Here is a 16565-nt window from a genome sequence, read left to right as displayed (position 1 = left end):
CTCAGCGCGCTAGCTGCCGGCACACCGCCGCGGTGATCTCGGTGCAGCTGGCGTTGCCGCCCAGGTCGCGCGGCACAGTCTGGCCCGCGGCCAGCACCGCTTCCACCGCCTGCTCCACGCGGTCGGCATCGCGCCTCAGCGCCTCGTCCCCGTGCTGCTCGCCCAGCCAGCGCAGCATCAGCGCGCCCGAGAGGATGGTCGCGAGCGGGCTGGCGGCGTTCTGGCCCGCGATGTCGGGGGCCGAGCCGTGCGCGCCCTGGAACAGGCCGTGGGTCTCGCCGAGTTCGGCCGAGGCCGCGATGCCCAGGCCGCCCACGGTGCCCGCGCCCAGGTCCGAGATGATGTCGCCGAACATGTTCTCGGCCACGATCACGTCGTAGAAGTCGGGCTTCTTGAGCATGTGCACGGTGATGGCGTCGGCATAGGCGTAGTCGATCTGCACGTCGTCGTACTCGCGCGCCACCTCGTCGCAGACCGCGCGGAAGAAGGCGTAGGTGCGCAGGATGTTGGCCTTGTCGCAGACCGTCACGCGGCGCTGGCCGTCGCGCGGCGCGCCCTGGCGGCGGCGCGACAGCTCGAAGCAGAAGCGCGCCACCCGCTCCACGCCCTTGCGCGTGACCACCAGCGTGTCGGTCGCGACCTCGCCGCGCAGGTTGATGCCGCCGCCGCGGCTCGCATAGAGGCCCTCGGTGTTCTCGCGCACGATCACGTAGTCGATCTGGCCCGGCTGCCAGTCGCGCAGCGGCGACTGCACGCCGCTGTAGAGCCGGATCGGCCGCACGTTGGCGAACAGGTCGAGCCGGAAGCGCAGCTGCAGGTGCAGGTCGTTGCCGACCTCGGTGCCGTCGGCGTAGGTGACGCCGGGCAGGCCCGCGGCGCCGTGCAGGATCGCGTGCGAAGCCTTGCAGGCGGCGTAGGTGTCGTCGGGCAGCACCGCGCCGGTCTTGACGTAGTGCGCCGCGCCGCCGCCGAGCTGGGTGAAGCGCAGGCGCTGGGTGCCGCAGGCTTCGGTGAGCACCGACACGGCCGACTGGCAGACCTCGGGTCCGATGCCGTCGCCTTCGATGGTCGCGATGTCGTAAGTTTGCATGGTGGCTTGAAAGAGAGAGTGGAAATCCGGTGAGTTGTATGATGAATATATCAGACGACTTTGGATGATTGCTGAGGGTAATTCCCGGTGCCATCGCCCGAAGTCGAAGCTTCTCGCCTGGACTTGTATGATAAATTGATGTGATGTGTTGGCGGCAACGCCCGCACATTGCCACAAGACATCAGAACCGAAGGAGACAGCAAGTGTTCAGAAGATCCGTCCTCACCACCCTCATCGCGCTCGGCCTCGGCGTCGCCGCCACGTCGCAGGCGCAAGCGCAGGCCGCGGCCGACCGCCCGATCACGATGATCGTCACCGTGCCCCCGGGCGGCAGCTCGGATGCGCTGGCGCGCCTCACGGCGACGGCGCTCGGGGCGCGGCTCGAGCGCTCGGTGGTGGTGGAGAACGTCACCGGCGCGGGCGGCCTGGTCGGCATGCAGAAGTTCCTGCGCTCGCCGGCCGACGGCAGCGTGCTGCTGTTCATCAACCAGTCGCTGCTGATCCTGCCGCATCTCTACCCCAAGTCGGCCTACAGCCCGGCGAACGACCTGGAGCCGATCGGCATCATCGCCAAGGTGCCGATGGTGCTGTCGGTGAGCAATGCGACCGGCGTGACGCAGCTGCCCGCGCTGGTCGACAAGATGAAGAAGGCGCCGGGCAAGATCAACTTCGGCTCGGGCGGCCCGGGCACCACCGCGCACCTGGCCGAGGCGCTGTTCCTGCAGCAGGCCGGGGTGAAGGCCGAGATGATCCAGTACCGCGGCTCGGGCCCGGCGCTGAGCGACCTGATGGCCGGCACCATCGACGCGGTGATCGACCAGACCGTGACCATGCTGCCGCTGCACAAGGACGGCCGGGTCAAGGCCATCGCGGTCACGGGCGGCGCGCGGCTCGCCCAGCATCCGGAGATCCCCACCTTCGCCGAAGCCGGCCTGCCGGCCTTCGACCTGAGCATCTGGAACGGCCTGCTCGCGCCCAAGGGCACGCCGGGCGAAGCCATGGCCAGGCTCACGAGCGCGCTCACGGCCGTGGTGTCGAGCGCCGACTTCAAGAGCCGGCTCGCGCTGTTGGCGGCGCAGGGGCCGGGCGAGGCCGAGAGCGGCCCGGCGCCGTTCCGCCGCGTGATCGCGCAGGAAGGCGAGCGCGTGGCGGCCCTGGCCCAATCGGGCGCCTTCGTCGGTTCTTCGCCCGCGGCCGCCAAGTAGCCGCTAGGCGGCCGCGGGCGGGGTCGGTGCGCGCCGCACCAGCAGCCGCTCGATGGCCTCGAACACCAGCTCGCTCGCGAGCGCCAGCGCGGCCGCGGGCAGGGCCCCGGCCAGCAGCAGCTGCCGGTCGTTGAGCGCCAGCCCGGTCACGATGCGCTCGCCGAAGCCGCCCGCGCCGATGAAGGCCGCGATGGTGGCGGTGCCGATGGCGATCGCGGTGGCGGTGCGCACGCCCGCGATCAGCGTGGGCATGGCCAGCGGCAGCACCACCAGACGCAGGTTCTGCGCGGGCGTCATGCCCAGCGCGGTGCCCGCGTCGCGCAGGCCGCTGCGCACCTCGCCCAGGCCGGTGACGGTGTTGCGCATGATCGGCAGCAGCGAATAGAGCGTGAGCGCGATCAGCGCCGGCCCGGTGCCGATGATCCCGAGCAGCGAGATCAGCACCGCCAGCAGCGCGAGCGAAGGCACGGTCTGCAGCAGGCCCGCGGCGCCCAGCACCATGGCGCGGGTGCGGGCATGCGGCGCCACGAGGATCGCGATCGGCACGGCGATCAGGATCGCCAGGCCCACCGACACCGCGACCAGCAGCAGGTGCTGGCGCGCGAGCCGGCCCAGGTCGTCGCCGAACAGCTTGGCCACGAAGCCGCGCTGGGCCGAGGGGGCACTGCCGCCGGCCAGGAAGTCTCGCGCGATGGTGTCGAAGGCCGCGCCCTGCAGCTCGGCGCGCGCGTTCATCGCGATCATGGCGCGCTCGTCGACGCGGCCCTCGAGCTTCTGCACCGCGGCCCAGGCCTGCGGCAGCCGCGCCGGCAGGTCGAGCCGGTGCAGCACGATCGCGTCGTAGTGCGGGAAGTAGCTGCGGTCGTCGCTCAGCACGCGCAGGCCCAGGTGCTCGATCTTGGCGTCGGTGGTGTAGATGTCGATCACGTCGACCTGCTTGGCGGCGATGGCGTCGTAGGCCAGGCCGTGGTCGAGGCCCGTGGGCTTCTGCGCAAAGCCGTAGCGCGCGGCCAGCCCCCGCCAGCCGTCGGCGCGGCCGATGAACTCGTTCGACAGGCCCAGCTTGAGTTCGGGGTGGCGCGCGAGGTCGCTCAGGGTGCGCAGCTGCAGCCGGTCGGCATCGGCCGCGCGCATGGCCAGCGCGTAGCCGTCGTTGAAGCCCAGCGGAATGGCCACCCCCAGGCCCAGCGGCGCGAGCCGGGCGTTCATCTCCTCGCGCGTCATCGAGGCCGCGCCCTGCAGGATCTCGAGCGCGATGGTGCCGGTGTACTCGGCGTACAGGTCGATCGCGCCCGAGCGCAGCGCTTCGTAGACGATCGAGGTGTTGCCCAGCCCCTGGCGCACCACGGGCGGCGCGGCCGTGTGCGGCGCCGCGCTCTGGGCCAGCAGCTCGGCCAGGATGTAGGACTCGGTGAAGCGCTTGGAGCCGATGCGCAGGCTGTCGCGCTCGGTCTGGGCCAAGGCAGGCAGGCTCAGGGCGATCCCCAGGCAGACCATGAAGAGGCACCAGACATGGCGGAGCGTGGGCAGGCGCATCGGCCCAGTGTATCGGTCAGGCCGCGCTCCTACAGCCGTTCGTGCGCCGCGCCGATGCGTGTGCGGGGCCATCGCGGCCACATTCGATGCATCCCATTTCCTTCGAAAGCACCCATGGCCCCATCGACCGTGCCGTCCCACCTTGCCGCCGAACATGGCGCGCGCGAGCTCCCCTCGGTGCTGGTCGACGGCTACAGCCTGCAGGTGCGAGACAGCCAGGACGGCTTTGCCGGCGACCAGGCCAGCCAGACCGCCTTCCGCGCCCTGCTCGAGCAGTGGCGCAAGCGCCGGCGCAAGAACGGCGGCGAGGACCCGATGGGGCCGCAGCCGTCGCGCGACCTGAGCAAGAAGGCGCTCGACCGCATGCTCACGCGCAACGGTTCCGAAGCCTCCGACGTGCTGCACGGCGCGATCGAGGAGTTCGCCGAGGAACTGGCGCACGTCACGCGCCGCTTCCTGCGTGAGCCGTCATGGCAGAAGGTCGAGCGCATTGTGATCGGCGGCGGCTTTCCCGAGAGCGACGTGGGCGAGCGCGCGATCCTGCAGGCTGCGGCGATCCTGCAGGAGATGAAGGTGCGCGTGCCGCTTGCGCGGCTGTCGCACGAGGTCGACGACGGCGGCCTGATCGGCTGGGTGCACCTGGTGCCGCCCGACATGCTGGCGGCCTACGACGCGATCCTCGCGGTCGACATCGGCGGCACCAACCTTCGCTGCGGCATCGTGAAGACGCGGCTGCGCAAGGCGCCCGACCTGTCGCTGGCCAAGGTGGTGCGGCGCATGAAGTGGCGCCATGCCGACGACAAGCCCAGCCGCAGCGGGCTGGTCGAGCGGCTGGCGCAGATGCTGCAGGAACTGATCGACCACTGCGCGGCCAAGGGCGTGCGGCTCGCGCCCTTCGTCGGCATCGCCTGCCCGGGCCGCATCCGCACCGACGGCTCGATCGCGGCCGGCACCCAGAACCTGCCGGGCGACTGGGAGAGCGACACCTTCCATCTGCCCAGCGAACTGTGCAAGCGCCTGCCCACCATCGGCGGCGCACCCACCACCGCACGGCTGCACAACGATGCGGTGGTGCAGGGCCTGAGCGAGCTGCCCTTCATGCGCGACGTCAGGCACTGGGCCATCCTCACCATCGGCACCGGGCTGGGCAACGCGAGCTACACCAACAAGCCCGAGGTGCAGGTGCCGCCGGCGGAAGCGCCCGGCAAGAACGGCAAGGCGCCGAAGCCGCTCAAGCCGATCGAGGACGCGCAGAAGAAGGCCAAGGCCGCCAAGGCCCGCAAGCGCTGAAGCTCAGAGCTGGAAGGCGATGGTGAGCAGCAGGCCTTCGGCCAAGTCGCGCATCAGCCCGGGCCGCCGCGCGCGGTAGGGCGCGCCGGCCGAGGCCGTGGTCTCGATCCAGTGGGCCAGCCAGTCGATGGGCGCGCGGCCGTAGAACACCACCGCCGCCTCGTGGTTGAGCAGCAGGCTGCGCAGGTCGAGGTTGATCGAACCGCACAGCGCCAGCTGCTCGTCGACCACCACCGCCTTGGCATGCGCCATGAAGGGCAGCATGCGGAAGGTCACGCCGGCGCCGGCCAGGTCGCGCATCGCCCGCGCGCGCACGAAGTCGGCCAGCCGGTGGTTCGAGCATTCGGGCACCGCGATGGTCACCTGCACGCCGCGCCGCGCGGCCAGGCGCAGCGCGTTGCGCAGGCCGTCGTCGGGCACGAAGTAGGGCGTGATGGCCAGGATGCGGTGCTCGGCGCGGAAGCAGGCGTCGATCAGCAGCGCGTGCGCCGTGTCTTCGGTCTGGTCCGGGCCGCTGGGCAGGAACTGCGCCAGCGTGCCGTCCTCGCGCTGGGTGTCGGTGGCGCTGGGCGGGATGTCGCGCGGCGTGGTGTCGCGCACCGAGGACCAGTCGTGCTCGAACTGCACCGCCGCGGCCTCGGCCACGCTGCCGTGCAGGTCGAAGGACAGGTCGCGCCAGGGCACCGGATGCTCGTCGTTGCCGGTGAAGTATTCGCCCGCGAGGTTGCGTCCACCCGACCAGAGCCAGCGGTCGTCGGCGATCACCAGCTTGCGGTGGTTGCGCAGGTTGCGCGGGCCGTTGCGCCGCAGGCTGAACAGCGGCCGGAACACCGCCACCGTGCCGCCGGCCGAGCGCAGCGCATCGAAGTGGTGGGTCGGCAGCGTGAGCGCGCCGAAGCCGTCGAGCAGCACGCGCACCTGCACGCCGTCGCGGGCTCGCCGCGTGAGCCGGGTCACGGCCTCGTGGCCCAGCGCGTCGTCGCCGATGATGAAGGTGCAGACGTCGAGCCGCGTGCGCGCGCCGTCGATCACCTGCCACAGCGCATCGCGCGCCGCGGCGCCGTCGGCATGGAAGCGCGGCGCGCAGCGCCCGGGGGCCGGCAGGCCGAAGCTCTCGATGAGCTCGGCCGCCCAGTGGCCCGCTGGCAGCGTGCGCGGCGGCCGCGGCGCGCCCACCGGCCGCAGCTTGCGCTGGCCGAACAGCAGGTAGATCGGCAGCGTGACGTACGGGATCAGCAGCAGCCCCATGACCCAGGCGATGGCCGTGGTCGGCGCCCGCTGCTCGCGCCGCGCCCGCGTCGTCAGCACATAGACGAGCAGCGCGAAGGTCACGACCAGGAAATGCTGGGAGGGCGAGGGCAGCCAGGGCTGGAGCAGGTGCGGCATGTCCGCAGAGATTAACCGGCCCGCGCGAAACGCCCCGCGCTATCCAGCGAAGTACCAGGGACACCGCGGAACCGGCTTTGCCGGGCCGCTGGTGTCGCCCCCTTGAGGGGGAGGGCGAAGCGACACGCAGTGCGCGAGACTTCGGGGGAGAGCCAAGTGCTACCGCGGAACCGGCTTCGCCGGACCGCTGGTGTCGCCCCCTTGAGGGGGAGGGCGAAGCGACACGCAGTGCGCGAGCCTTCGGGGGAGGACCTTTATTCGGGTTCGATGCCCGCGGCCTTGATGATCCGGCCCCAGCGCTCCAGCTCCGCCAGCTGGAACTTCGCCAGCTCCTCGGGCGGCGCGAACGCGACTTCCTGCCCGGTCTTCTCGATCGCCTGGCGCACCGAGGGCGTGGCCAGCGCGTCGCGCATGAGTTCGCTGAGCCGCTGCACCACCGGCGCGGGCGTCTTGGCGGGCGCATAGAGCGCGTTCCAATAGCCGAACTCGTAGCCGGGCAGCGAGGTGGCGATGGTCGGCACCTCGGGCACCAGCGGCGAGGGCTTCGCACTGCTGATGCCCAGCGCGCGCAGCTTGCCGGCCTTGACCTGGGGCAGGCTGGTCGTGAGGTCGACGATCATCAGGTCGATCTGCCCGCCCACCAGGTCGAGCACGGCCGGCGGGTTGGCCTTGTACGGCACGTAGGTGAACTTGGTGCCGGTCGATTGCTGGAACAGTTCGGTCGCCACCTGTGCCGACGAACTGCCCGAGCCGTAGTTGAGCTTGCCCGGCGCGCTCTTGGCCAGCGCCACCAGCTCGGCCACGTTGTTCGCCTTGACCTTGGGGTTGACCACCAGCGCCAGGTAGCCGCGCGCCAGCAATGCCACCGGCGCGAAGTCCTTGATCGGGTCGTAGCTGAGCTTCTTCAGCAGGTGCGGGTTGGCCGACTGCGTGGTGTTGGTGGTCATGAACAGCGTGTAGCCGTCGGGCTGCGCGTTGGCCGTGTACTGCGCCGCGATGCCGCCGAAGGCGCCGGCCCGGTTGTCGACGATCACCGGCTGGCCGCTGGACTTGGTGACCTCGGCCGCGATGGCGCGCGCCAGGCCGTCGGTGGCGCTGCCGGCGGTGGAGCCGAGCACGATGGTGATCGGCCGGGCGGGATAGGCCTGGGCCAGGGCCGCGCTGCCCAGGGGCAGCAGGGCGGCGAAGAGCAGCAGGGAGCGACGCAGTTTCATGGTTTGTCCTTGATCGTTATGGGGTGCGCGAGAGAAAGAGAGGGAGGCGGGCTCAGCGGGTGAGCTGCCAGCCCTGCAGCAGCGCATGCAGCGCCTGTTGCTGTGCATCGGTGAGCGGCCAGGCCGAGGGCGCGCGGGTGGCGCCGCAGTCGTTGCCCATCATCTGCAGCGCGGTCTTGACCACGGTCACGTTGGTGCCGTTGTTCTCCTGCGCGCGCAGTTCCTCGAAGGGCAGCATCTCGTCGATCAGCTGCATGGCACGCGCGTGGTTGGCGTCTTCCAGTGCGTTGTAGATCGCCACCGAGCGCTCGGGCATCACGTTGATCAGCCCCGAGGTGAAACCGCGCGCGCCGACCGCATAGAAGGGCGGCGCCCAGACCTCGGCCAGGCCGCCGACCCAGGCCAGTTCACGGTCGGCGGTGCGGCGCATCGCCTGCGCCAGCACCAGCGGCGTGGGCGATGCCCACTTGACGCCAACCACCTCGGGCACGCGGCACAGGGCCTCGATCGCGTCGAGCCCGATGTTCTCGTTGCGCAGGTAGAGCACCAGCGGCAGTCCCTCGCCGGCCTCGGCGATGCGCTGCACATAGGCCAGCACGCCGCGCGGCGAGACGAAGGGGTCCGGTGGCTGGTGCACCATCAGCGCATCGGCGCCGGCCGCGCGCGAGACCCGGGCCAGCGCGCAGGCTTCGTGCACGCTGCGGCCGATGCCGGCCAGGAGCGGCACGCGGCCGCGCACGCAGTCGGCCGAGATGCGCACCGCCTGTTCGGCCTCGTGTGCCTGCAGGCCGTAGAACTCGCTGGTGTTGCCGTTGGCCACCAGCACCTGCACGCCGGCCGCGATGGCGCGGTCGACCACGGGTTGCAGCGGTGCGGGCGCGATCGCGTCGTTCGCGTCGAAGGGGGTGACCAGAATGCCCGAAATGCCGTTCAACGCTTGGCGCAGGTCCGCGCCGTGAAAGAAACTCATCGCTTGTCTCCAGAATCATGAAAGCCGAGTGGCGACTCTAGAAACCGGCGACGATCGCGTCCAATCCAATCAGGCGATGCCGCCATTCAAAAACTGAATCGTGTTCCAGCTCTCCCAACTCCGCTGCTTCGTGGCCGTCGCGACCGAACTCCATTTCGGTCGCGCCGCCGTCCTGCTGAACATGACCCAGCCGCCGCTCACGCGGCAAATCCAGCTGCTCGAGCACGAGGTGGGCGCGCGCCTGCTCGAGCGCGCGGGCGGCACGGTGCGGCTCACGCCGGCCGGCAGCGTGTTCCTGCGCGAGGCCGAGGACATCCTGCGCCGCAGCCAGGCCGCGGCGCTGGCCGCGCGCCGCGCGATGCGGGCCGACGCCGGCAGCGTGACGCTGGGCTTCATCGCGGCGGCCAGCTTCTCGGTCCTGCCGACGGTGCTGCTCGCGCTGCGCACCGCATTGCCCGACGTGCAGGTGATGCTGCGCGAGATGCAGACCACCGACCAGCTCGACGCGCTGGCCGGCGACCGCATCGAGCTCGGCATCGTGCGGCCCTTCGTGCCGCGCAGCTTCGCCGACGCGAGCACGCTGATGCGCGAGCCGCTGGTGCTGGCCGCGCCGCGCGGCCATGCGCTGGCCGAGGGGCCGGCGATGCCGCTGTCGGCCCTGCAGGGCCAGCCCTTCATCGAGTTCTGCCCGTCGGAGACGCGCTATCTCTACGAGCTCATCGCCGGGCGCCTGCGCGCCGAAGGCGTGGCGCCCGAGACGGTGCAGACGCTGAGTCACACGCACTCGATCCTGTCGCTGGTCGATGCGGGCATGGGCGTGGCGCTGGTGCCCGCATCGGCGCAACGCCTGGGCTATGCCCACGTGGCCTTCCGCGCGCTGCAGCCCCACGCGGCACTCGAATCGGAGTTGCACCTGGTCTGGCGCAAGGGCAGCCGCGAGGGCGTGGCCCACACGGTGCGAGAGGCGCTGCAGCGGGCCTTTGCCGCTGTCTGAAGGCCAGGGCCTGTGGTGTGAACAGGCCCTAGTCGGTACCCCACACCTCGCGCGCCGTCTCGATCACCAGCCGCAGCTTGTTGCGCTGCGCCTCGACCGCGATGTTGTTGCCGTGCACCGTGCTCGAGAAGCCGCATTGCGGCGACAGCGCGAGCTGCTCGAGCGGCACGTACTTCGCGGCGTCGTCGATGCGGCGCTTGAGTTCGTCCTTGTCTTCCATCTCGCCGAACTTGGTGGTCACCAGGCCCAGCACCACGGTCTTGCCCTTGGGCAGGTAGCGCAGCGGCTTGAAGTCGCCCGAGCGTGCGTCGTCGTACTCCATGAAGTAGGCATCGAGGTCCATCTCCTTCAAGAGCGCCTCGGCCACCGGCTCGTAGTTGCCGGCCGCGGCATGCGTGCTCTTGAAGTTGCCGCGGCACAGGTGCATGGCCAGCAGCATGCCCGGCGGCTTCTGCGCCACCACCTTGTTGATGAAGGCGGCGTAGCGGTGCGGCAGCTCGTTGGGGTCGTCGCCGCGCTGGCGGGCCGCCTCGCGCATGCGTTCGTCGCAGAGGTAGGCGAGGTTGGTGTCGTCCATCTGCACATAGGTGCAGCCGGCCGCGGCCAGCGAGCGCAGCTCGTCGCCATAGGCCTGGGCCACGTCGTCGTAGAACACCGGGTCGAGCTCGGGATACGCCACCTTGCTGATGCCCGCGCGTCCGCCGCGGAAGTGCAGCATGGTGGGCGAGGGGATGGTCACCTTGGGCGTGCGGCCGGCCGCCACCTGGCTCTGGAGGTACTCGAAGTCGGCCAGCTGGATGTTCTTCACGTGCCGGACCTTGTCGATCACGCGCATCGCGGGCGGTGCCAGTTCCTCGGTGCCGTCGGGCTTGCGGATGGTGACCGGAATGTCCGTCTTCACGCCGCCCAGCTGGTCGAGGAAGTCGATGTGGAAGTAGGTGCGGCGGAACTCGCCGTCGGTGATGCTCTTGAGGCCCACGTCCTGCTGGAACTGCACGATCTCGCTGATGGCCCGGTCTTCGACCGTGCGCAGCTGCTCGGGCGTGATCGCGCCCTTGGCCTTCTGCTCTCTCGCCTCGAGCAGGTATTGGGGGCGCAGGAAGCTGCCGACATGGTCGTAGCGGGCGGGGAGGGCGGCGTGCTGTGACATGGGAGGTCTCCGTCGGATGGGGATCGAGCGCAGCATCGTATCGCCTCCGAAGCGGAAGTCGATGTGTACAGGATGATCAGTACTTACCCTTGAAATTGGCGGAAACGCTGGATTTTTCGGTGTTTCTGTATACATTGAGTATTCATGAAAACGCCCACGAGTGCCTTTCCGCTGAACGCCTGGTACGCCGCCGCCTATGACGTGGAAGTGCGCCACGCGCTGCTGCCGCGCACCGTCTGCAACCAGAAAGTGGTGCTGTTCCGCCGCACCGACGGCCAGGTGGCCGCGCTGGAAGACGCCTGCTGGCACCGGCTGATGCCGCTGTCGCTGGGTCGCCTCGAGGGTGACGAGCTGGTCTGCGGCTACCACGGCCTGGTCTACAACAGCCAGGGCCGCTGCACCCACATGCCGAGCCAGGAGACGCTCAATCCCTCGGCCTGCGTGCGCAGCTTTCCGGCGGTGGAGAAGCACCGCTTCGTCTGGATCTGGCCCGGCGATCCGGCCAAGGCCGACCCGGCGATGGTGCCCGACATGCACTGGAACGACGACCCGGCCTGGGCCGGCGACGGCAAGATGATCCGCGTGAACTGCGACTACCGCCTGGTGGTCGACAACCTCATGGACCTCACGCACGAGACCTTCGTGCACGGCTCGTCCATCGGCAACCGCGAAGTGGCCGAGGCGCCCTTCGTCGCCACGCACGGCGACCGCTCGGCCACCGTCACGCGCTGGATGGAGGACATCGATCCGCCGCCCTTCTGGGGCAGCCAGATCCGCCACGCGCGCGGCTACACCGGCAAGGTCGACCGCTGGCAGATCATCCGTTTCGAAGGCCCGTGCACGGTGAACATCGACGTCGGCGTGGCCGAGGCCGGCAGCGGGGCGGTGCCGAAGGGCGAGCACCCGGGCGACCGCAGCAAGGGCGTGAACGGCTACGTGCTCAACACCATCACGCCCGAGACCGACAAGACCTGCCTGTATTTCTGGGCCTTCTCGCGCAACTACTGCATCGGCGAACAGCGCCTCACGCACGAATTGCGCGAAGGCGTCTCGGGCATCTTCCGCGAGGACGAACTGGTGCTCGAGGCGCAGCAGAAGGCCATGGACGACCACCCCGACCACCGCTTCTACAACCTCAACATCGACGCCGGTTCGATGTGGGCGCGCAGGCTCATCGAGCGCATGGTCGAGCGGGAGCGGCCGGCGCGCGCCGCGATCCCGATCCACGCCGCCGAGGGGCAGGTCGCATGAAGGTCGCCACCGTGTCCACCGCCGCCGAGCCCGGCGACAGCGGCAGCTCGCAGGCCGTGAAGGCGCAGCTGCGGCTGCGCGAAATGATCCTCGCGGGCGAGCTGCCCGGCGGTGCGCGCATCGCCGAGGTGGCCATCGCCGAGCAGCTCGGCGTGTCGCGCACGCCGGTGCGCAGCGCGCTGATGCGGCTCGAACAGGAAGGCCTGCTGGAAGCCCTGCCCAACGGCGGCTATGCGGTGCGCACTTTCTCCGAACGCGACGTGGCCGATGCCATCGAACTGCGCGGCACGCTCGAAGGCCTGGTCGCGCGGCTCGCGGCCGAGCGCGGCGCGGCGCCGGTGGTGCTGCGCGAGGCGCGCGCCTGCCTGAGCCGCATCGACGAGCTGTTGCGCGAGCCCGCGCTCGACGACGCCGCCTTCTCGCGCTACGTGACGCACAACGAGCGCTTCCATGCGCTGCTGTGCGAGATGGCCGGCAGCCCGGTCATCGCGCAGCAGCTGGAGCGCGTGGTCAAGCTGCCTTTCGCCTCGCCCTCGGGCTTCGTCATCGTGCAGGCGAATTCGCCGGCCGCGCGCGACATGCTCGTGATCGCGCAGGACCAGCACGTGCAGGTGCTCGACGCCATCGAGTCCGGCGAGGGCTCGCGTGCCGAGGCGCTGATGCGCGAGCACAGCCGCATCGCGCGGCGCAACCTGCGCGAGGCGCTGCATGGCACGCTCACCGCCGCGCAGCGCCCCTTGCCCGGCGTGCAGCTGATCCGCCGCCGCGGCTGAGCGGTCGTCGGTCTCCTGGGGTGCCCTCCCGATGAAAAGCGATCTCCAATGGCTGCAGGCGCAGGTCGTGGCGCTGCGCGACGTCACGCCCACCGTGCGCGAATTCGAACTGCGTCCCGACGGCGGTTTCGCCAGTGCCCATGAACCCGGCGCCCACCTGCAGGTGCAGGTGATGACCGCGCAGGGCACGCTGCAGACCCGTTGCTACTCGCTGGTCGGCGAGGGCGACGGCCGGTGCTGGCGCATCGCGGTGAAGCGGCTCGACGACGGCCGTGGCGGTTCGCTGGCGATGTGGCGGCTGGGCGTGGGCGATCGCCTGCAGGTCAGCGCGCCGCAGAACCACTTCGCGCTCGACCTCGGCGCGCCCGGCTACCTGCTGGTGGCCGGCGGCATCGGCATCACGCCGCTGGTGGGAATGGCGCAGCGCCTCGGCGCCCATGCGCAACGCAACGGCGTGCCGGTGCGGATGCTCTACGGCGCGCGCCATGCGGGCGAGCTCGGCTACCTCTCGCAGCTGCGGGCGGCACTGGGCGATCGCGTGTCGGCCCACGAAGGCGCGGCCGCCATCGATTTCGACGCCGCCATCGCCGCGCTCCCGCCCGGCGGCCAGCTCTACACCTGCGGCCCGGTGCCGATGCTGGAAGCGATCAAGCGCGCCTGGCAGGCGGCCGGCCGGCCCCTCGAGCACCTGCGCTTCGAGACCTTCGGCAGCAGCGGCCGGCTGCCCACGCAGGCCTTCGAGGTGCGCATTCCGCGCCACGGCCTGACGATCACCGTCCCGGCCGACAGCACGCTGCTCGACGCACTCGAGGCGGCCGGCGTGCAGACGCTCTCGGACTGCAAGCGCGGTGAATGCGGCCTGTGCGCGATGGACGTGCTGGCCGTGGACGGCGAGCTCGACCACCGCGACGTGTTCCTCGGCGCCCACGAGAAAGCGGCGAACACGCGCATCTGCGCCTGCGTCTCGCGCGCCGTGGGCACGCTCACGCTCGACTCCGCCTACCGCCCGGACGCCTGAGGCCGCGATGCCGAGGCGATCACTCCAGCTTCTCGAGGATCTCGTAGGCCAGGCGCACGCGCGGCGCGATCGGCACGTTCTTGTTGGCCAGCAGCACGATGCCGATCTTCTTCGCGGGCACGAAGGCCACATAGGCCGCGAAGCCGTTGGTCGAGCCGGTCTTGTTGATCCACACGGCCTGTTGCGGCGGCTGCGGCGGGTCGATGGGCGTGGCGTCCTGGGTCTCGTAGGCCATCTTGTCGCCGTTGCCTTCGAGCAGCACCGGCAGCGCGACCGGGTAGGGGTACTGCTCCCAGACCAGGTCCTGCGTCATCACGCCCGTGCGGAAGTAGCCCGTGTGGGTGGCGTCGATGGCGCGCTGCAGCGGCGTCGTGCCGGGTCCGCGCAGGTTGGCCTCGACGAAGCGGATCAGGTCGCGTGCGCTGGTGCGCACGCCGTAGGCCTCGGCGCCCAGCATGCCGCCGCGCAGGCGGATCGGCGCGTCGGTCCTGGTGTAGCCCTGCGCGTACGAGGCCATCTGCGCGGCGGGCACGTCGAGGGTGGTGTGCTTCAGGCCGAGCGGGCGGAAGACGTGCCGTGCCATCGCCTCCTCGAAGGGCATGTCCAGGCTCTTTGCCGCGATCAGGCCCAGCATGCCGATGCTGGGGTTGGCGTAGGTCCGGCGTGTGCCGGCCGGGTATTGCGGCTGCCAGGTGCGGAGGTAGCCGAACAGCTGCCCGGTGGTCTGCACCGCATCGGGCACCTGCAGCGGGAAGCCGCCGGCGGTGTGGGTGCCCAGGTGCATCAGCGTGGTCCCATCGCCGAAGGCGCTGCCTTCGAGCGGCGGCAGGTATCTGGCCGGCGGATCGGTGAGTGCGAGCCGGCCGGTGGCCTGGGCGTAGCTGGCCAGCGTGGCGGTGAAGGTCTTGCTGATCGAGCCGATCTCGAACAGGGTGTCGCGCGTGACCGGGCGCTGCGTCTTCTTCGAAGCGACACCGTAGTTGAAGAAATGCTGCCGGCCGTCGACGGTGACCGCGATCGCCAGGCCGGGTATGCCGTTCTGCTGCATCAAGGTGTGGGCGGCTTCGCGCACCACCTCGTCGATGGGTGGGGTGGGTGGCGGCGCCTTGGCGAGCGCGGCACTCGCGAACAAGAGGGCGCCGATCACAGGGGTGAATCCGGCGCGGAGCCGAGCGCGTGCAGGCATGAGGTTCTTTCGTGTGTGACAGGGACGGAAATGCTAGCCGCCCCTGCCTGTTGCGCGATCACCGCACATGTTGCATGGTGTTCGCGCACAATGCCGCCGCAGCATCGGTCGCCTAGGGGATTGCCGCGAAGTCGGCGCGCCCGGGCGTGTTCACAATGACGCCGGTTACGGCATTCCATATTCCTCAGGAGACAACCATGCAACGTCGCCATCTGGTCCAGGCCGCAGGCCTGGCCGCCATCGCACTGGCCCTGCCTTTCGCCGCGCAGGCGCAGACCACGCCCTTCAAGATCGGGCTGATCCTGCCCATGACCGGCCAATCGGCGTCCACCGGCCGCCAGATCGAAGCGGCCGCGCGCCTGTACATGGCACAGAACGGCGACACCGTGGCCGGCCGCAAGATCGAGCTGATCGTCAAGGACGACACCGGCCTGCCCGACGTGACCAAGCGCCTGGCGCAGGAGCTGGTGGTGAACGACAAGGTCGGCGTGCTCGCCGGCTTCGGCCTGACGCCGCTGGCGCTGGCCGTGGCGCCCATCGCCACCCAGTCGAAGACGCCCCAGCTCGTGATGGCCGCGGCCACCTCCAGCATCACCGAGGCCTCGCCCTACATCGTGCGCTCGGGCTTCACGCTGCCGCAGGTGTCGGTGCCGATGGGCGACTGGGCGCCCAAGAACGGCATCAAGACCGTGGTGACGCTGGTGGCCGACTACGGCCCGGGCAACGACGCCGAGCAGTTCTTCAGCGAGCGCTTCCAGCTCAACGGCGGCAAGGTGCTCGACAAGCTGCGCGTGCCGCTGCGCAACCCCGACTTCGCCCCCTTCCTGCAGAAGGTGCGCGACACCAAGCCCGATGCGCTGTTCGTGTTCGTGCCCTCGGGCGCGGGCGCGGCGGTGATGAAGCAGTTCCTCGAACGCGGCATGGACAAGGCCGGCATCCGGCTGATCGCCACCGGCGACGTGACCGACGACGACCAGCTCAACGACATGGGCGACGGCGCGCTGGGCGTGGTCACCTCGCACCACTACTCGGCCGCGCACCCGTCGGCGATGAACAAGAAGTTCGTCGAGGCCTTCGAGAAGGCCAATCCCAAGATGCGCCCCAACTTCATGGCCATCGGTGGCTACGACGGCATGCGGGTGATCTACGAAGCGCTCAAGGCCACTGGCGGCAAGGGCGACGGCACCGCGCTGCTGGAGAAGATGAAGGGCCAGATCTTCGAGAGCCCGCGCGGCCAGGTGCTGATCGACGCGCAGACCCGCGACGTGGTGCAGGACGTGTATTTGCGCAAGGTCGAGAAGAAGGACGGGCAGCTGTACAACGTCGAGTTCGACGTGATCAAGGGTGTGAAGGACCCTGGAAAGGCCAAGTAAAAGCGGGACCGGACTTCCGGACGCAGAACGAAAACCAAGATGACGCAGAAGACGCGAAAGAAACCAAGAAGATTTCTTCGATATTCTTTTGCGTCCTCTGCGAAACCTTCGCGTCTTCTGCGTCCGTCC

At 70.0% G+C, this 16565-nt stretch carries 14 protein-coding genes; 7 read left to right on the top strand and 7 right to left on the bottom strand.

Going from position 1 to position 16565, the window contains the following annotated elements:
- Position 1 precedes the first annotated feature (1 nt).
- A complete protein-coding gene (locus tag A9977_RS06175) occupies positions 2-1090 on the bottom strand; it encodes an isocitrate/isopropylmalate dehydrogenase family protein (protein WP_183023994.1) in 1089 nt (362 codons plus the stop codon).
- Between the two features lie 203 nt (positions 1091-1293).
- Here A9977_RS06175 and A9977_RS06170 point away from each other — a divergent pair, with 203 nt between their 5' ends.
- Entirely contained in the window at positions 1294-2295 is a 1002-nt protein-coding gene (locus A9977_RS06170; RefSeq protein WP_310936096.1) for a tripartite tricarboxylate transporter substrate binding protein, read from the top strand.
- Between the two features lie 3 nt (positions 2296-2298).
- Here A9977_RS06170 and A9977_RS06165 read toward each other — a convergent pair whose 3' ends face one another.
- Positions 2299-3792, bottom strand: a complete 1494-nt coding sequence (locus A9977_RS06165; RefSeq protein ID WP_183024140.1) for a glycine betaine ABC transporter substrate-binding protein — start codon at positions 3790-3792, stop codon at positions 2299-2301.
- A gap of 153 nt (positions 3793-3945) precedes the next feature.
- Between A9977_RS06165 and A9977_RS06160 the strand changes: the two genes are divergently transcribed.
- On the top strand, positions 3946-5121 hold the full coding sequence (locus tag A9977_RS06160; protein WP_259651834.1) for an ROK family protein: 1176 nt from the start codon (positions 3946-3948) through the stop codon (positions 5119-5121).
- A gap of 3 nt (positions 5122-5124) precedes the next feature.
- Here the strand turns inward: A9977_RS06160 and A9977_RS06155 are convergent, their stop codons facing one another.
- From A9977_RS06155 to A9977_RS06145, 3 genes are all read right to left on the bottom strand, one after another.
- Positions 5125-6507 carry a phospholipase D-like domain-containing protein gene (locus A9977_RS06155; protein ID WP_183023992.1) on the bottom strand — a complete coding sequence of 461 codons (1383 nt, stop codon included), beginning with the start codon at positions 6505-6507 and terminating at the stop codon, positions 5125-5127.
- Positions 6508-6761: 254 nt separating this feature from the next.
- Entirely contained in the window at positions 6762-7721 is a 960-nt protein-coding gene (locus tag A9977_RS06150; RefSeq protein ID WP_183023991.1) for a tripartite tricarboxylate transporter substrate binding protein, read from the bottom strand.
- 52 nt (positions 7722-7773) lie between these two features.
- Positions 7774-8691: a dihydrodipicolinate synthase family protein gene (locus A9977_RS06145; RefSeq protein ID WP_183023990.1), complete on the bottom strand. Its 918-nt coding sequence runs from the start codon at positions 8689-8691 to the stop codon at positions 7774-7776.
- A gap of 100 nt (positions 8692-8791) precedes the next feature.
- Between A9977_RS06145 and A9977_RS06140 the strand changes: the two genes are divergently transcribed.
- Positions 8792-9685: a LysR family transcriptional regulator gene (locus A9977_RS06140; protein WP_183023989.1), complete on the top strand. Its 894-nt coding sequence runs from the start codon at positions 8792-8794 to the stop codon at positions 9683-9685.
- 28 nt (positions 9686-9713) lie between these two features.
- Here the strand turns inward: A9977_RS06140 and A9977_RS06135 are convergent, their stop codons facing one another.
- Positions 9714-10835 carry a 5-methyltetrahydropteroyltriglutamate--homocysteine S-methyltransferase gene (locus A9977_RS06135; RefSeq protein ID WP_183023988.1) on the bottom strand — a complete coding sequence of 374 codons (1122 nt, stop codon included), beginning with the start codon at positions 10833-10835 and terminating at the stop codon, positions 9714-9716.
- 144 nt (positions 10836-10979) lie between these two features.
- Here A9977_RS06135 and A9977_RS06130 point away from each other — a divergent pair, with 144 nt between their 5' ends.
- The 3 genes from A9977_RS06130 to A9977_RS06120 are packed head-to-tail and all read left to right on the top strand — an operon-like array spanning position 10980 to position 13877.
- Entirely contained in the window at positions 10980-12086 is a 1107-nt protein-coding gene (locus tag A9977_RS06130; RefSeq protein ID WP_183023987.1) for an aromatic ring-hydroxylating dioxygenase subunit alpha, read from the top strand.
- Complete coding sequence (locus tag A9977_RS06125; RefSeq protein ID WP_183023986.1) at positions 12083-12859, top strand: GntR family transcriptional regulator; 777 nt, start codon at positions 12083-12085, stop codon at positions 12857-12859. Before A9977_RS06130 ends, A9977_RS06125 begins: the two co-directional genes overlap by 4 nt.
- A 31-nt stretch (positions 12860-12890) precedes the next feature.
- Positions 12891-13877: a PDR/VanB family oxidoreductase gene (locus A9977_RS06120; protein ID WP_183023985.1), complete on the top strand. Its 987-nt coding sequence runs from the start codon at positions 12891-12893 to the stop codon at positions 13875-13877.
- Positions 13878-13896: 19 nt separating this feature from the next.
- On the opposite strand, the gene ampC is transcribed toward A9977_RS06120, so the two are convergent.
- Entirely contained in the window at positions 13897-15063 is a 1167-nt protein-coding gene (gene ampC, locus A9977_RS06115; RefSeq protein WP_183023984.1) for a class C beta-lactamase, read from the bottom strand.
- 197 nt (positions 15064-15260) lie between these two features.
- On the opposite strand from ampC, the gene A9977_RS06110 reads away from it, so the two are divergent.
- Entirely contained in the window at positions 15261-16436 is a 1176-nt protein-coding gene (locus tag A9977_RS06110; protein WP_183023983.1) for an ABC transporter substrate-binding protein, read from the top strand.
- Positions 16437-16565 lie beyond the last annotated feature (129 nt).

The sequence above is a fragment of the Variovorax sp. UMC13 genome (genome assembly GCF_014170375.1).
Taxonomy (GTDB): Bacteria; Pseudomonadota; Gammaproteobacteria; order Burkholderiales; family Burkholderiaceae_C; genus Variovorax.
The sequence above is the reverse complement of the archived record's forward strand: the minus strand, read 5'-3'. Positions and strand labels throughout refer to the sequence as shown.

What these genes read in the sequence shown, in the direction of transcription:
- A9977_RS06125 (WP_183023986.1), top strand. Translation starts at nt 12,083, where the DNA reads ATGAAGGTCGCCACCGTGTCCACCGCCGCCGAGCCCGGCGACAGCGGC.
- A9977_RS06145 (WP_183023990.1), bottom strand. Translation starts at nt 8,691, where the DNA reads ATGAGTTTCTTTCACGGCGCGGACCTGCGCCAAGCGTTGAACGGCATT.
- A9977_RS06150 (WP_183023991.1), bottom strand. Translation starts at nt 7,721, where the DNA reads ATGAAACTGCGTCGCTCCCTGCTGCTCTTCGCCGCCCTGCTGCCCCTG.
- A9977_RS06120 (WP_183023985.1), top strand. Translation starts at nt 12,891, where the DNA reads ATGAAAAGCGATCTCCAATGGCTGCAGGCGCAGGTCGTGGCGCTGCGC.
- ampC (WP_183023984.1), bottom strand. Translation starts at nt 15,063, where the DNA reads ATGCCTGCACGCGCTCGGCTCCGCGCCGGATTCACCCCTGTGATCGGC.
- A9977_RS06165 (WP_183024140.1), bottom strand. Translation starts at nt 3,792, where the DNA reads ATGGTCTGCCTGGGGATCGCCCTGAGCCTGCCTGCCTTGGCCCAGACC.
- A9977_RS06110 (WP_183023983.1), top strand. Translation starts at nt 15,261, where the DNA reads ATGCAACGTCGCCATCTGGTCCAGGCCGCAGGCCTGGCCGCCATCGCA.
- A9977_RS06130 (WP_183023987.1), top strand. Translation starts at nt 10,980, where the DNA reads ATGAAAACGCCCACGAGTGCCTTTCCGCTGAACGCCTGGTACGCCGCC.
- A9977_RS06175 (WP_183023994.1), bottom strand. Translation starts at nt 1,090, where the DNA reads ATGCAAACTTACGACATCGCGACCATCGAAGGCGACGGCATCGGACCC.
- A9977_RS06155 (WP_183023992.1), bottom strand. Translation starts at nt 6,507, where the DNA reads ATGCCGCACCTGCTCCAGCCCTGGCTGCCCTCGCCCTCCCAGCATTTC.
- A9977_RS06160 (WP_259651834.1), top strand. Translation starts at nt 3,946, where the DNA reads ATGGCCCCATCGACCGTGCCGTCCCACCTTGCCGCCGAACATGGCGCG.
- A9977_RS06135 (WP_183023988.1), bottom strand. Translation starts at nt 10,835, where the DNA reads ATGTCACAGCACGCCGCCCTCCCCGCCCGCTACGACCATGTCGGCAGC.